Source organism: Alkanindiges illinoisensis DSM 15370 (genome assembly GCF_000619845.1).
GTDB classification, from domain to species: Bacteria; Pseudomonadota; Gammaproteobacteria; order Pseudomonadales; family Moraxellaceae; genus Alkanindiges; species Alkanindiges illinoisensis.
The window spans coordinates 47,385-63,590 of the sequence record NZ_JHUX01000010.1 but is presented as its reverse complement, the minus strand read 5'-3'; the positions used below and the strand labels follow the sequence as shown (position 1 = coordinate 63,590).

General features: G+C 48.7%; 11 protein-coding genes. 6 read left to right on the top strand and 5 right to left on the bottom strand.

Going from position 1 to position 16,206, the window contains the following annotated elements:
* Positions 1–455: 455 nt before the first annotated feature.
* The 4 genes from Q337_RS0113700 to rluB all read left to right on the top strand — a co-directional run bounded on the left by Q337_RS0113700 (position 456) and on the right by rluB (position 3,782).
* Positions 456–1,073 carry an L-threonylcarbamoyladenylate synthase gene (locus Q337_RS0113700; protein WP_026472064.1) on the top strand — a complete coding sequence of 206 codons (618 nt, stop codon included), beginning with the start codon at positions 456–458 and terminating at the stop codon, positions 1,071–1,073.
* 379 nt (positions 1,074–1,452) lie between these two features.
* Complete coding sequence (locus Q337_RS0113695; RefSeq protein ID WP_051526898.1) at positions 1,453–2,259, top strand: segregation and condensation protein A; 807 nt, start codon at positions 1,453–1,455, stop codon at positions 2,257–2,259.
* On the top strand, positions 2,249–2,860 hold the full coding sequence (gene scpB, locus Q337_RS0113690; protein WP_084494858.1) for an SMC-Scp complex subunit ScpB: 612 nt from the start codon (positions 2,249–2,251) through the stop codon (positions 2,858–2,860). Before Q337_RS0113695 ends, scpB begins: the two co-directional genes overlap by 11 nt.
* Positions 2,861–2,921: 61 nt before the next feature.
* Positions 2,922–3,782 (top strand): 23S rRNA pseudouridine(2605) synthase RluB, encoded by an 861-nt coding sequence (rluB, locus tag Q337_RS17870; protein ID WP_051526897.1) that lies wholly within the window; start codon positions 2,922–2,924, stop codon positions 3,780–3,782.
* Positions 3,783–3,864: 82 nt separating this feature from the next.
* Here the strand turns inward: rluB and bfr are convergent, their stop codons facing one another.
* On the bottom strand, positions 3,865–4,335 hold the full coding sequence (gene bfr / locus Q337_RS0113680; protein ID WP_026472061.1) for a bacterioferritin: 471 nt from the start codon (positions 4,333–4,335) through the stop codon (positions 3,865–3,867).
* Positions 4,336–4,938: 603 nt separating this feature from the next.
* Here bfr and otsB point away from each other — a divergent pair.
* Together otsB and Q337_RS0113670 are read left to right on the top strand one after the other, a co-directional pair.
* Entirely contained in the window at positions 4,939–5,808 is an 870-nt protein-coding gene (gene otsB / locus Q337_RS0113675; protein WP_051526900.1) for a trehalose-phosphatase, read from the top strand.
* On the top strand, positions 5,796–7,250 hold the full coding sequence (locus Q337_RS0113670) for a trehalose-6-phosphate synthase (RefSeq protein ID WP_026472059.1): 1,455 nt from the start codon (positions 5,796–5,798) through the stop codon (positions 7,248–7,250). Before otsB ends, Q337_RS0113670 begins: the two co-directional genes overlap by 13 nt.
* Before the next feature lie 248 nt (positions 7,251–7,498).
* Here Q337_RS0113670 and Q337_RS0113665 read toward each other — a convergent pair whose 3' ends face one another.
* The 4 genes from Q337_RS0113665 to smc form a co-directional block, all read right to left on the bottom strand.
* On the bottom strand, positions 7,499–8,707 hold the full coding sequence (locus Q337_RS0113665) for an MFS transporter (RefSeq protein ID WP_026472058.1): 1,209 nt from the start codon (positions 8,705–8,707) through the stop codon (positions 7,499–7,501).
* 354 nt (positions 8,708–9,061) lie between these two features.
* Positions 9,062–11,095 carry an NAD-dependent DNA ligase LigA gene (gene ligA / locus Q337_RS17865; protein ID WP_034280475.1) on the bottom strand — a complete coding sequence of 678 codons (2,034 nt, stop codon included), beginning with the start codon at positions 11,093–11,095 and terminating at the stop codon, positions 9,062–9,064.
* A gap of 181 nt (positions 11,096–11,276) precedes the next feature.
* A complete protein-coding gene (locus tag Q337_RS17860) occupies positions 11,277–12,554 on the bottom strand; it encodes a cell division protein ZipA C-terminal FtsZ-binding domain-containing protein (protein WP_051526896.1) in 1,278 nt (425 codons plus the stop codon).
* Positions 12,555–12,559: 5 nt separating this feature from the next.
* Entirely contained in the window at positions 12,560–16,171 is a 3,612-nt protein-coding gene (gene smc, locus Q337_RS0113645) for a chromosome segregation protein SMC (protein ID WP_026472057.1), read from the bottom strand.
* Positions 16,172–16,206 lie beyond the last annotated feature (35 nt).

The following is a 16,206-nucleotide window of genomic DNA, read 5'->3' as shown; positions in this document are numbered from 1 at the left end:
AAAGTTGTAAGAGCGCTGTCAAAGAATAAGATATAATTTTACACGCTATTGCTAAATTTTCATAGGACAGACATCCAAATGCCTGACCAGTGGACTCATGCTGCCAGTTTAAACAGGATAGCAAAACCAAATTGCCTGATCTCATCTTGCGCCAGCATACTAGAAGTATTAACTATTGTTCCCTAGCAGCAACAAAAGCCCAATACAGCTTGGTCAAACTCTAAAACGCCTTACTTCGTAATCTAAAAAATATTAAACCTCTTCATACGCTGATCAACGCAGAATATCTTGTGCAACAATACTGCTGATTACCTATCCTTTAGTAATTCGCCAGTGATTTTACATTTTTTAAAGTGAAGTCAATCAAAATAGCCTAGATTAAATATAGGTATAAGCTAAGGTGACAAAACACCACTTCATGGGCGTGTTTTAATTGAACAATAAGGAACATGAACATGCTGCATTTACGTATTCATCCGGATAACCCGCAACCACGCCTGATTCAGCAGGCCGTTGACCGCATCCATGCCGGTGATGTGGCGGTTTATCCCACTGATGCCTGTTATGCGATTGGCTGTCATATCGGTGACAAAGCTGCAATGGAAAAAATTGGCCAAATTCGTCGCTTACCCGCGCAGCACCAATATGCCATTTTGTGTCGGGATTTGTCCGATATTGCCACTTATGCCAAGGTAGACAACAGTACATACCGTTTATTGAAGGCCAATACCCCCAGTATCTGTACTTTTATTCTGCCAGCCACCAGTGAAGTACCACGTCGCCTGTTACATCCCAAGAAAAAAACCATTGGTATTCGTATTCCGACCAATCCAATTTGCCAGGCATTGCTGGAAGAACTGAATGAACCGCTACTCACCAGTACCCTGATTTTGCCGGGGCAGGACCTGCCATTTGACGATCCCTACGATATTGAAATGCAACTGGGCAAGCAAATTGAGCTGTTTATTGATGGTGGCGTATGTAGCCGTGGCGTGACCAGTATCATTGATTTATCAGGTGATTATCCGGTTGTGGTGCGTGAGGGCATGGGAAATGTGAGCGCATTCGCATAATTAAAATTTTAAATAAACTGTTCTGTCTGGTTGTATACGTCTCGTTCAGCCTGTCTGGCATGATTTTTCCAGCAGGCTGAACGTTGTTTTTCAATAAATAAGATAATTTGCAAACTGACTGATCGTTCACACTTAAACGGCTGCTTTGCTGTACAATCCTCTCATTACGAGCGCAAAACTGTCAATTTTTGTAAAAATAAGAAGTTGGCATAGAAAGTGCTCTTTAATCGCGCCTGTTGACTTTCACTGAAAAAAGCTTAATACAGTTTTTTTGTAGCGCTTATTATTTTGTGAAGTAGGCAGCTCTGCGCACTGTTATTGCTCAGATGATGGTAACTATTTTTCATGCCTTTTGTATAAATTCGCGTGGCCTAATTACATGAACCAACAACAAATTGCTGGTGAACCTGCTCAGCCTACGGTTGCCCGTATTCATGATGAGTGGTTTTCCCAGATCCCGGATGACCTGTATATCCCGCCTGAGGCGTTCCAGATTTTGCTGGAATACTTTGAAGGGCCGCTGGACTTCTTACTTTATCTTGTCCATAAAAATGGCCTGAATCTGGTGACACTGGACATTGCACCTATTGCTACCCAGTACCTGCATTATATTCAGGGCATGAAAGCACTCAATATTGAACTGGCCGCTGATTATATGGTGATGGCAGCGTCCCTGGCGGATATCAAGTCACGCCTGCTGTTACCCAAACCGCAGATTGCCAAACCCGAAGATGACCCGCGTCAGGATTTGCTCAGCCGACTGCAAAACTACGCCAAGGTGAAGCAGGGCGCCCTATGGCTGAGTGCCTGCCAGATTCTGGAACGCGATGTATTTGATGCCAACAGCACAGTGGCTGCTGTTTACGCGCAGGATGATGAACAATTTGATGCTAGCCTGTTGCATGAAGCCATGACCCTGCTGCTCAAGCGTCCGCGTCTGCAAAGCCATCAGGTGGAAGTAGAGCCGGTACAGCTGGAAGAACGCATTGATTTTATCCGTCACATGGCAATGCAGGGTGGCGTGATGTCGTTTCACCAACTGGTTAATCCGGCGCAAGGTCACATGGGTATTGTGGTGACCTTTATGGCGGTGCTGGAGCTGGTACGTCAGGGCGAGCTTGAAATCCGTGGCTCTGGCATTGAACAGCCGCTTAAGGTTGAAGGACGGCACAGCCATGCTGCCTGATTCCGACCCCATTCATCCAGCATTGTTGCAGCCTGGCGCGCATCATCCAGTCAACATTATTGATGATGCCCTGCTGCGGCTGGAAGCCCTGATTTTTGCCAGTGAAGGGCCGGTTAATATCGCCCAGCTCAGGCAGGCCTTTGATGACAGTATTAGTGCTACACAAATCAAACAGTGGCTGGAACTGCTGGCTGCACGCCAGAACAACCGTGCCATTGAACTGATTGAAACGGCGCAGGGTTATCGCTTTCAGGTGCGTGAACATTACAGCAGCCTGATTGCCAAAGTCTGGCCTGAACGTCCGGTGCGACTATCGAGTGCCCTGCTCGAAACACTGGCTGTGATTGCCTACCATCAGCCGGTAACCCGTGCTGATATTGAACATATTCGTGGTGTATCCGTGAACAGTCAGATTTTAAGAACACTGTTTGACCGTCAGTGGATTACCGAATCCGGTTTTCGTGAGATCCCGGGGCGACCTGCCCTGCTGGTCACCACGAAACATTTTTTAAATGCTTTTGGCCTCGTGTCATTAAAAGCTTTACCACCGCTAGAAGATGTCAAGGAAGTACTGGATACCTTTAACGATAGTTTATCGTGACAGGCCCAGACAGATGCACCAGCGTGGTTAAAGCGGTTTTTTTATTAAGGTTGTGTTTGCTATGAGTGAAAAGTTACAAAAAGTACTGGCCAGAATTGGCCTGGGGTCACGCCGCTATATGGAAGAAGTCATTGCTGCCGGACGTGTCAGCGTCAATGGTCGCATTGCCCAGGTGGGTGAACGTATTGAACCGGGTGACGAGCTGCGTATTGATGGCCGTAAAGTTCAGTTCCAGCTGGAAGATGAAGTACGCCGCCGGGTGCTGGTGTACTATAAGCCTGAAGGTGAAATCTGTTCACGCAATGATCCCGAAGGCCGCCCGACAGTGTTTGAACATCTGCCGCAAATTGCCAATGACCGCTGGGTGATGGTAGGTCGTCTGGATATTAACAGTACCGGCCTGCTGCTGTTTACCAATGATGGCGAGCTGGCCAACCGCCTGATGCATCCGTCCAATGAAGTGGAACGTGAATATGCGGTACGCGTGATGGGTGAAGTTACTGCTGAGGCGCGTAAAAATCTGCTGGCAGGTGTTGAGCTGGATGATGGCCCGGCCAAGTTTGAATCGTTTAGCGAAATTGGTGGTGAAGGCATTAACCGCTGGTATCAGGTGGTGGTTAAAGAAGGCCGTAACCGCGAAGTACGTCGCCTATTTGAATCACAGGGTCTAAAGGTCAGCCGTCTACTGCGTACCCGCTACGGTTCGGTGATTTTGCCGCGCGAGTTGCGTACCGGGCGCTGGGTAGAACTGGACAAGCATGATATTGATAATCTGGTGAAAACTGTTGAGCTTAAGCCTCGGGTTGGCACTGGGCTGTATGGCATGGCCAAGCGTCGTGCCGAGCGTCAGGTGGAAAATCCATTACCTGCGCGCCGTGGTGGTTTTCTGCGCCAGCAAAAGCGCGATACCAGCGTGAAATAATTCTTGATGTTGAAATAAAAAAGCCCAGTCCAATTAAACTGGGCTTTTTTATAAATTGAAATTATTTAACGATTAAATTAATTTAAACGCCCATCTGCGACTGTAAATAATTCGGCAAGCCAATTTTCTTGATCAGACCCAGCTGTTTTTCCAGCCAGTAGGTATGGTCTTCCTCAGTATCGGCCATTTGGGCTCGCAGCATGTCGCGACTGACATAATCACCCCTGGCTTCACACAATTGCACGCCTTTGGCCAGATCCTTACGCACTTTGTATTCCAGCGCAAGGTCGGCTTCAAGGCAGGAAATCACATCGGTGCCAATATTCAGGCTATCACGCGACATATCCGGTGTGCCATCCAGAAACAATACCCGGCGAATCAGTGCATCGGCATGGCCACCCTCTTCCTGGGATTCATGGTCGAGCCGTTCGTAAAGCTTATGCAGGCCCCAGTCTTCATACATACGGGAATGAATCAGGTACTGGTCACGCGCAGCAAGTTCGCCGCCAATCAGCATATTCAGATAATTAATGACTTCGGTATCGCCGCGCATGATGTTTCTCCTCAAAACTGGAATCATTATGACGCAGCCTATTATTTTTTCAAAGCGAATAATTGTGTAAGTTTATGATTTTTAACAACTAAAAATGAGAAGCATACGCATTTGCACTATTTTTTGATGACATAACACCTTGTTTTAAAGCTACATTTTGGGACAAATGGTTTAACTTCAGTGCGCCAGTTCATATACTGCTTTTACAAAAAAAGCTTAAACGCAGTACCAAGTATCAGGATATTAGAGTCAGGGGTAATATCCGGTCATTAAAGGTAAATCTAAAATAAGTCTATTCACGTATAAATATATTATTCCCAATAATATGAGGACCAAAAAAAGCATAAATATCAGCTTATTATTTTAACTATAAAAACTGGGGAATTAATTCAAGCAACCTTATACGTAATATTGTGAAAAATTTATGTGTAAAAACTTAATATTATGTAGTGCAAATAATAAATTTCGGCCAAACCATGAATTTTGATGCTAAAAAAAGGCCTAGCCGAGGGTACTAGAATGACCAGCCAATCACTTAACGAGCAAAACGCTGAAAATCAAAATTTTGAAGATTCACCCCAAGATGCCATCCATCATCTGGCGCTGGATCAGGTACCTACTAGCCAAGACCCTGTTTTTAGCAAAGTTTGTTTTAATGAGCCAGCCGAGCTAATCCAACAGCTTCAGGCAACATCTAACTCCTACTGCCTGTTTCTGGACATTGATGGCACGCTGGCTGATTTTTGTGATAATCCTGAACAAAGCTTTATCCCTGATGATACGCTGGCAGCCATTAAAGCTATTCAGCGCTGTCAGGTGCCGATAATTGCAGTAACTGGCCGACAGATTCAGATAGCACAGCAGCTGTTTCAATCAATGACGTTGCCAATTGCAGGTTTGCACGGTCTGGATATTGTACTGGACAGTCATACCCGTCTAAGTCCGGATTTAAGCAGTATTGATTTTGACCGCTTAAAACAGGCACTCCAGCATGCCTGCACTGAATATCCCAGATTGCTCTTGGAAGATAAACAGCATTCTTTTGCCCTGCACTATCGTCAGTGCCCTGAACTGGAGCCGGTTGCCCATGACATCATGCAGCAGTTACTGGTCAGTTATCCGCAAATGAAGCTGAATCATGGCAAGTGTGTGGTGGAAATCCTGCCAATACAGGCAGACAAAGGTCATGCCATCCAGACTATTCTGGCCCATCTGGAACTTAATTCCATTACACCAATATTTATTGGCGATGATATTACCGATGAATCCGGTTTTAAGGCAGTCAATGCACAACAGGGGATGAGCATCAAGGTGGGAAGTGGGCCTACCGATGCCCAATACCGTCTCAAAGATACTTCTGCAGTTGCAGCGTTTTTAGCTCAGTTTCACCAGTTTTTGCCTTGCCGTGCTGCCAATAATGCAGTGACCAGTTGCACACGGGAACAATATGGAGAAGAAACATGTCCAAACTAATTGTATTGTCCAACCGGGTGAGCCTGCCCAATCCTGACAAGCCTGCTGCAGGTGGCCTTGCTGTGGCTTTACAGGATGCGCTAACGGAAAAAGGTGGCACCTGGCTGGGCTGGAATGGTGAAATTGTTAGCGACAATATTCAAACAGACCATACAGCAGCAAAGCCGCAGTTTGGAAAAATTATAGATGGCAAAATTGAATACCTGACCTGCCCACTCACCCAGCAACAGTATGACCAGTATTATTGCGGGTTTGCCAACAACACCTTGTGGCCAGCCATGCATGAACGGCAGGATCTGATTGAATATAATCAGGCCGAGTTTGATACCTATCAGCAGGTAAATGCGCTATTTGCCCAGCAGCTTAAAGCCATTGCCCAGCCAGATGATGTGATCTGGATACATGACTACCATTTCTTTAGCGTGGCGCGCTATTGCCGTGAACTGGGCATGAATAACAAGATTGGCTTTTTCCTGCATATTCCATTTGCACCACTTTCCATCTGGAAATGCATTCCAACAGCTGAGCGTCTGGTTCAGGACTTATGCCATTACGATCTGGTGGGCCTGCAAACCGATTATGACCAGACCCTGTGTATGCAGGCCTGCACCACCTTGCTGAAGGCGCAAAAAATCCAGCATTCACTGGTGAGTTACCAGCAACGCATTACTACCATTAAATGCTACCCGATTGGTATTAACCCTGCTCAGATTCAGCAAGTGGCAAAAAAACATGCCAATGACCGGCAGGATGTGTTTGATTTAAAAGCGCTAAAGCACCAGAAAACCATTATTGGCGTGGATCGCATTGATTATTCTAAGGGAATTCTGGAACGTTTTGATGCCTTTGCCGAGTTTTTGCAGCAGTATCCGCAATATCACCGGCGTATCACCGAGCTGCAAATTGCCTGCCCTTGCCGCATGGATATTCTGGCCTACCAGCGCCTGTTCCGGCAGGTCAATCAAACCGTAGAAAAAATTAATGACACCTTTGCCCAGCATGACTGGCTGCCGATTGACTGCACCAATGAAGTGGTGCCGCATGAAACCCTGATGGGTCTATATCGCCTGACCGATATTTGCTGGATTAGTTCCCTGCGCGATGGCATGAATCTGGTGGCCAAGGAATATATTGCCGCCCAGGATCCGGAAAATCCCGGCGTGCTGATTTTGTCCAAATATGCGGGTGCAGCCGAACAAATGCAGCAGGCGCTCATTGTTGACCCCACCGATACACAGGATATGGTTAATGCCTTAAAAATTGCGGTAGAAATGCCCCTACAGGAACGGCTGGAACGCTACCAGCAATTGATGCAGGGTTTAACCACCTTTGATATTAATGACTGGCGCAACCAGTTTTTGAGTGACTTGCGCAAAAACCATCAACTGGAAAATTTTAAACAGCCCATGCGGGCAGTCAATACCGCGTATCAGTTGTTATAGGAAAGTTGTTAGACTTCTTTCATAACTAGTTTTCACCCCTTTAAATTCCCCCTCTTGCGAAGCAGTGCTTCTCAGGAGGAACATAGGGGGTTATGAAAGAAGTCTATTATAAGAAAGCAAAGCAGCCTTAGCTTCTGTTACTTCTATAATATCGCCAACATGGCTTTGACATGCTTAAAAAAATACGGGGCAAACCAGCTACTGTTTTAACAAGCTAGTTTGCCCCGTTTTAATTTTTGAGGGCTAAATTATGTGTGGTTTGAAACTGGATCAACCCGGGTAAACTTGTTAAAAAACGCAATTACCAGCAGCATGGCAGCAACGATGGTAAATACAATGGTCAAGCTGGTGGCCTGCCCGACAATGCCAATTAACGCCGGGCCAGTCAGTGACCCGGTATAGGCAATGGTTGAAACACAGGATAATGCAGCAGCCTTGGGCATGAGTGACTGGCGGCCAACCCGGGAAAACATCACCGGAACAATGTTGGAACAGCCAAAACCCACCAGTGCATAACCCAGCAGCACCACAAACCAGTGCGGTGCGGTCACCACGACCACTAGACCCAGCGCGGCACAAGCGGCACTATAGGACACAATGTTTTTCTCGCCTAATGATTTCAACAAATAGCGGCCAGAAAAACGGCCCAGTGTCATGGTAATGGCAAAAAAGGTATATGCCAGACCTGCGTAAGCAGTGCTCACCTGATATTTGGAAGTCAGGTAAATGCCGCTCCAGTCCATGGCTGCGCCTTCAGACAAAAAGGCAATAAAGCACATGATGCCAATCATCAGGATGACCCGGTTGGGCAATTTCCAGCCAGTTTTTTGCTGTTCGGGCGCAGAATCTTCTGTAGCTTCTTCCTTTTCAATTTCTGCCAGACAGGTGGGCACTGCCAAGATGCTAATGACTAATAGCAGCATGCTAATGGCAACAGCACTGACCAATGGCGATACGCCTGCCGCCAGTAAACAGGTAACGGTCATTACCCCGGCCAGACCACCCAGGCTACACATGCCATGAAAGCTGGACATTAATGAACGCAGGCTATTTTTTTCAACAATAACCGCCTGAAGATTAAGGGCAACGCCAAAACTGCCTGCGGCAACGCCAAACAGGAACAGCGAAATCGCCATCATCAGCAACGTATTCCAGATGGTTAGCCCCGGCAATACAGCCAGCAATAACAGCAGGGCAAAGCCAATCAGCACGCGGCAGCCAACACGCTGAACCAGTGCCCCAGTGGCAGGCATGGCCACCATGGAACCAATCCCGGCACACAATAACAGCAGGCCAAAATCAGCATGATTGAGATGCAGTCGTTGCTGGGCAAAAGGAACCAGTGGCGCCCACGCCGCTGTGCCAAAACCCAGCGCAAAGAAATTCAGGCGGGTTGAAACCCGTTGCGCACTTAAGAGAGTTGTATTGTCAACGTCAGCAGTTCTAAACAGTAACATAGTTGCGTGTCACCACCATTAAAAAAAGACCAGTTGCCCGGCTAATCGGTAGTGCTCCTACACGCCTAGCCAATAGAAAAACCCCTGCTGATGCGTAGACAAAACAAACAGATTCACTAGTTCGTTCTACAGTTCAGCAAGGGCTTACTAATTGGCGAGATTATATCCAATTACAAGATTAATACATCTGTAATTTACAATTTATCCGGCCATTTTTGTAACCGTGAAATCCTTTAATACCAGTGTTTCTACTAGATTTATCCATAGTGTTTTAACCATGAATTTAACTACTATAACCAACCTCAATGTATCTACTTTGTAAATAAATATTGAGCTAATTTTGAAGAATTTTATTTAAATATCCTGCCCATAACTTTGCATCAGCTCAACAAATTCGGTTTCCGTTAAAATGCGTACACCGAGCTTTTGCGCCTTGTCCAGTTTACTACCCGCTTTTTCGCCAGCCACCAGTGCGCGGGTTTTAGTTGAAATACTGCCACTGACCCGTGCGCCAAGTGCCTGCAAATGCTGGGTGGCTTGTTCGCGGGTAAACTGGGTCAGGGTGCCGGTGAGTACCCAGCTTTCACCGGTTAAGGGCTGACGGGTTCTGGGCGCAGGCAATGGCCAGTGCACGCCAGCCGCCAGCAACCGGTCGATCACTTCCATGTTGTGCTCAGCACGGAAAAAATCATAAATCCACTCAGCGGTAATTTCACCAACTTCAGGCGCTTTTTTCAGTGCATCCAGATCGGCAAATTTCAGGTTATCCAGCGTCTGGAAGGTGTCTGCCAGCATGCGTGCCGTGGTTTCCCCCACCCCGCGAATTCCCAAGGCATAAATAAAACGGCTCAGGGTAGTTTCCTTACTGGCTTCGATGGCAGCCAGCAGGTTTTGCAGGGATTTTTCGCCCATTTTGTCTAAACCGAGCAACACGTCCTGATGCGCATGCAACTGGTAAATATCAGCCACATTGTTAATCAGGCCTTTTTCCAGTAGCGATTCTACCCAGCGCTCGCCCAAGCCTTCAATGTCCATGGCCTTGCGTGAAACGAAGTGACGAATGGCTTCCATGCGCTGCGCCGGGCAATACAGGCCGCCACTGCAACGCGCCAGTGCCTCACCTTCCGGCATCACCACCGGAGAATCACACACTGGACAGCAGGCCGGCAGTTCTACCGGAGCAGCATCAACCGGACGAAACTCTGGCCAGACCCGCTCCACCTTGGGAATCACATCGCCAGTGCGATACACGCTCACGGTGTCACCAATACGCACATCCAATCGATGAATTTCACCAATATTGTGCAGGGTCACATTGCTAACGGTTACCCCGCCGACATACACCGGCTTTAAGCGAGCTACAGGCGTGAGCGTGCCAATACGGCCAATTTGCCATTCAATGTTTTCAACGGTGGTCAGCGCAGCCTGTGCCGGAAACTTGTAGGCTGTGGCCCAACGTGGTTCACGGCTTAAAAATCCGAGCTGTTTTTGCTGGCTTAATGCATTCACCTTAATCACCATGCCATCAATTTCAACCGACAAATCGGCACGCTGCTGCTGGATTTGTTCATAGGCCTGCTGCACTTCCTGCACGCTGGCTGCAATAAAATGCTGCTCGCCAATTTCAAAACCAAGCCTAGTCAGCCATTGCATGCTGTCAGACTGGGTGGCAAAACCATGATGCGGGGTACACTGGGCAATCCCATAAGCAAAAAACGCCAGTGGCCGGGCAGCAGCAATCTCAGGATTTAACTGGCGCAGGCTCCCAGCGGCGGCATTACGCGGATTGGCAAAGGTTTTTTCACCGCGTGCCTCAGCATCCCGGTTGAGTTTTAAAAAGCCACTCTTGGGCATCACCACTTCGCCGCGCACTTCCAGAAACTCAGGTGCATCTTGCCCCGGTTCCACCTGCAACACCTTGGGCAAATTACGAATGGTACTCACCGTATGGGTAATATCCTCACCCGTTTCCCCATCACCGCGAGTCACACCACGCACAAAACGGCCCTGTTCATACCACAACGATACCGCCAGACCGTCAAACTTGAGTTCAACCTCATATTCATAAGGCTGGTTGGGCAGGCGCTCACGTACCCGCTGGTCAAAGGCTTGCAAGTCTTCTTCATTAAACACATTACCCAGTGACAGCATAGGCACGCTGTGCTGCACACTTTGAAACTTGGCCAAGGCCTCACCACCCACTTTTTGCGTGGGAGAATCTGGCTGAATCAGCTCAGGATGCTGCTGCTCCAGTGCCTTCAACTGGTGAAACAGCTGGTCATACTCTGCATCACTGATACTGGGCGCATCCATCACATAATAGGCATGGTTATGCTTGGCCAGTATGCTAATCAGTTCTCGCATGCGCCGAATCGTGGACTGATTCATAGATTGAGTCAGGTGCTGGGAATCGGTTAGTGGCTGCATCATATAAAAAACCAGTCGTCAAAAGGGCTAACGTTTAAATCGGAAATGGTAAAACAAAAATGCCATCATTGCAGCGCAACAATGGCAAGGTCTATGATTAGAAAATCAGCCTGAGTAAACCAGTCTGGCTCTCCCAATCCGCTTAGGCCGGCGTGCGGTATTCCAGTACAAAATGCCGATAATGCTCACGCAGCTGCGGACTAAGCTGGTTCATGTGCTCATCATAAACCTGTCCATGAATTTCACGCGCCAGCAGGGTGGAAATGCTCACCATGGTGTCATAACCTGCCACCGCATGCTTGCTCGGCAACGCCAGGAAAAATGCCAGACCTTCCACCTGTTCGCTTGGCAGGGTTTCCAGATCAAAGCCGGATGGGCCTTCGCTGGTATAACGCAGCACGCTAAACATCAGCGGGCCAGTGCCATCAGAATCGGCAAAGCGGTGGAACAGTGACATTTCACCATAACGCAGGCCAAACTGGCGTAATAGCTGAATGGTTCTTTCGCCAGACAGCGCACGCGATGCATTGGGCATCACATACAGTGCCACAATATGCTCAGCCTGTGCCAATGCACTTTCGTCGTCACGGCGTTCCTGATCTTCAAGGTGTGCATCCAGCAGCGCGCTTTCACCCTGCCATTCTTCTACATCAGCAGTGGCCAAGGTGTCTTTAGCCCCTTCCAGTGGTTCAGTGCTTTTTTTGGAAGATGGGGTTGTATGCTCAATATCATCATCAAAGCTGGAATCATCGGCTGAGGTGGCAGCTTCAAGCTGGGCCAGCGCCTGATCAAAGGTATCTTCAACCGGGTCCTGATCAGGCTTGCTGCTTTCTGCCAGCGCCTGAACCTGAGCCTGCGTCTGTTGCGTGGTTATTGGGTTGCTGGTTGCTTCATTATTTCGACCCTGATCTACATGGTCATCATTTAATGTGTCATCCAGTGAATCTGCTGTACGATCTGCCTTGATGGCCGGAGCATCAGCCAGCAAGTCACTGTCTGTATTAAAATTGCTTTGATTAAAATCGTTTTTATCGAAATCGCTTTCATTAAAATCAGTGTCATCAAAGTCGTTTTTGTCAAAATTATTTTCGTCAAAATCATCTTTAGCAATCGTTTTGCTATTTACTTGAGGGTGATTTGTGCTGGACTGGACTGCGCTGCTTGCAGTAGTAGTTGTGGTAAGCGATGGGGCTTGCCTGATCTGGTCACGCACATGGCGAGGAACGACCGGAATACGTCCGTTATCATGCTCACTGATGATGTTGCTGTCAGCGTCATCCAGCATTGCTTGTTCTGTTGCCGCTTGTTCGGTTGCCGTTGTTGTATTTTCACTGGTTGTATTTTTTCTAAGCATTAAATACAGGCCCAGGGCAATTGCCAGGGCAGCCAAGATATAACCAACAATGGTTAAAAAATCCATGAGTACTACTCCGAAGTTGCACTATATGTTGCAGCTTGCTCAATATTTACTGCCACCAGACGCGACGCGCCGGGTTCCGGCATGGTTACACCCAACAAATCCGTTGCCATGGTCATAGCAAGTTTATTATGAGTAATGTAAATGAATTGCACCTGTTGTGATAGCTCTTTTACCAAATGACAAAAACGCTGCACGTTGGCATCGTCCAGCGGGGCGTCCACTTCATCCAGCACGCAAAACGGCGCAGGGTTTAACCTGAAAATGGCAAATACCAGTGCCAGTGCTGTCAGGGCTTTTTCACCACCGGACAATAGGGCCAGACTGCTGTTGCGTTTGCCCGGTGGCCGCGCCATCAGTTTTACCCCGGATTGCCAGTCGTCCTCAAGGCTTAACGAAGCTTCACCGCCACCAAATACTTTGGGAAACAGGATTTTCAACTCGGCATTCACTTGATCAAAGGTGCTCATAAACAGGGTACGAGTTTCCTGATCAATGCTTTTCATGGCCTGTTCCAGTTGCTCGACTGCCTGTTGCAGGTCATGCATCTGGTGAGCCAGTTCTTCATGGCGCTGGGTGACATCCTGCAAGGCTTCGGGCGCTGCCAGATTAAGCTGGCCCAGCTTCTGGATTTGCTGCTGTACTTTTTCCAGTTGCTGCTGCCAGTCGGCCAGCTGACTAATCTCTACTTGTTCCGGCTGGATGGTTTTATGAGTCATGGATTCATTTTCAGGATGGGGTTCAGCCGATATCTGCAATGCCGCAAGCTGCTCCAGTGCCTGTTCCATCCTGTTTTTGCAGTCCTGCCAATGCAGCCGGGTTTGCTCAAGGCTGTCACGCAACTGGTCTTCCCCGCTTTGACCCTGCTGGCGCAACTGGCTTAGGCGCTGCTGTTCCTGCTGGCGAAATTCCAGTTGTTGCTGCCACGTGCTCCAGCTGACATGTGCCTGTGCGGCTTTTTCCTGTGCCTGTTCCAGTTGTTGCAGTTGAGTGGGGTGTAAAGCTTGCGCTTGTATCAACGCTTGTTCCAGTTGCACCAGTTGTCCCTGAATTTGCTGCTGTTGCGGCTCGGCACGCTGCAAGGATTGCCGGGTTGCCTGCAACTGTACCGTTAAGCTGTGCTGTGTCGCTTGTAACTGCTGGTGGTGTTGCTGGGTTACCTGATGGGCAATACGCGCATCCTGCACCGCCTGCTGCAATTGGTTACGGCTATCCTGCTGGGCTTGCAGGCGCGGATTCAACTGGTTTAAGCGCAGATTTAAACTGGCCAGTTCCATTTGCCACTCGGTCACCTGCTCCTGATCATCCTGCTGGCTGTGCTGCAACTCTTCCAGCTGGCGCAGTAGTTGTACCACTTGCTGCTGACCCGCCTGTAAGCTGCTTTCCAGCCGGGCCCGTTGCAGTTCAAGCTGGCGCTGTGCCTGATTGGCCTGTGCCAGCTTTTGCTCAACTGGTTTTAGACTGTCCTGCTGCAAGGTGATCTGTTGTAAAAGTTCCTGCTGCTGACGCTCTAATGGCTCAATGTGTTGCTGTAACTGGTGCAGGATTTGCTGAAGTTCCTGCTGGCGTAACTGCTGCTGCAATATCCCTTGCTGGCGGGCGGCCTGTTCATCAATATTCAGGTTGATGTGCCAGTTTTGTCCCAGCCAGAAACCATCCAGACTCAGCAGGCTTTGATGGCTATTGAGCTGCGATTGTAAATGCAATGCTATTGAATAATCCGGCACTATACCAACAGCCTGCCAGCAGCTTAAGCATGGCTTGACCCAGCTGGCCAGTGGCGTTACTTGCTCATGTTGCAGGCAATGCAATCCTGATGCATTTTCCAGCTGGTCGGCATTAGCCAGATAAGCCCGTGGTGCGGTAGAGGTGTTAGCAAAACTGTCCTGCAAATCGGCATTCAGCCAGTCGGCCAGAAATTTTTCAATTAATGGCAAATGCGGCTGCGCTTGCGGCTGAAGCTGTAATTGCTGCAACAGTTGTACCGTAGCAACAGGGCTGAAATTTTCAGTCTGAGTTTCTTTATGGTGATTTTCTTGATGATAGCTTTTTCCAGCTTTTACATTCTTTTCATTTTTGGACTGGCCAGCTTTATTGGCCTGTAGCTTTTGAGTGGCCTGTAGCTTTTGAATAGCATGCAACTCGGTGGAATACTGCTGAAATTCGGCCTGTTGTTGTTTGAGCGCCTGCCGGACTTGATCCAGTTGCTGCTGATATTGGCTTAGTGCTGCTTGTACCTGCTGCTGTTGCTGCTCCAGCCGGGTTTTTCCCAGTTGCGCATCATCCAGTTCAACCAGTACATGATCCAGCTCAGCCTGTTGCGCACTGCTTTTGAGTTGTTCCAGTTGGGCACTGGCCTGCTGGATTTGTTGTTCCAGCCGTAACTGGGCGCGTGCGGTGCTGTCAATTTGCTGTTGCAGGCGTTGCTGTTGCTGGGTGAATTGCTGGGCTTGCTGCTGGCTAGTTTGCCAGTCGGCCTCTACCTGCTGGTACTGCTGTTCTATGTGCTGCAAATGTGCCAGTTTTTGCTGAAACTGTGTTTCTGTATCCAGAAATTGTTGCTGACCCGATTCCAGTTGCTGCACCAGTGCGGTGAGTCGTTCCTGATCCTGTGCGATCTGGCTGGTGAGGGTTTTCAGGTTGTCCTGCCACTGCTGGATCTGGGTTTCGCGCTGCTGCTGATCTAGCTGATATTGCTGCACTTTTGCGGCAAGCTGGCTCACTTCACGCTCAGCCTGCTGCCACGCCTGCTGAATTGGTTCGGCTCGCGCCAGTAACCCGGATAATTGCTGGCTGCCGCTTTCCCAGTCGGCTTCGGCCTGATTGCGATGGCTGCGCAACTCGCGGTATTGTTCACCCAGTTGGGTGAGCTGTTCGGTATAACGCTGCTGGTTTTGCTCGGCTTGCCGATAATGCGCTGACCATACCTTGATTTTCAGGTCCAGCTGCTGTTGTTCCAGCTCGTGGTATTTAATGGCGGCTTGGCTTTGTCGCTTGAGGCTGCGCATCTGGCTTTGCAGCTCATCATTAATATCTTCCAGACGGCTTAGATTCTGGCGGGTATGCTCCAGATGCTGCAGGGTTTCGCGGCGACGTGCCTGATAGCGCGACACACCAGCAGCTTCCTCAATAAATACGCGCATTTCCTCGGGCTTGGCATCCACCAAGCGATTAATCATGCCCTGTTCAATAATCGCATAGGAACGCGGGCCAAGGCCTGTGCCCAGAAAAATATCGGTAATATCACGGCGGCGGCAACGAGTGCCATTTAAAAAATAATCCGAGCGACCATCACGATTGACCTGACGCCGCACCGACAGCTCACTGTAGGCATTGTATTCTCCACCCAGCTTGCCCAGTGTATTTTCAAAGCGCAGTTCGACACTGGCCTGCCCGACAGGTTTGCGCTGTGCGGTTCCGGCAAAAATTACGTCGGTCATGGCACCACCACGCAACTGCCGCGCCGAGGATTCACCCATCACCCAGCGAATGGCATCAATCACATTGGATTTGCCACAGCCATTGGGGCCAACTACTGCTGTCCGGTTGTCGGGAAACACCAGCGTGGTGCTGTCCACAAATGACTTGAATCCCACCAGCTTTAAACTAATTAACCGCATATCTTAAAATCGCATTACTCTATTTACTGCATCTT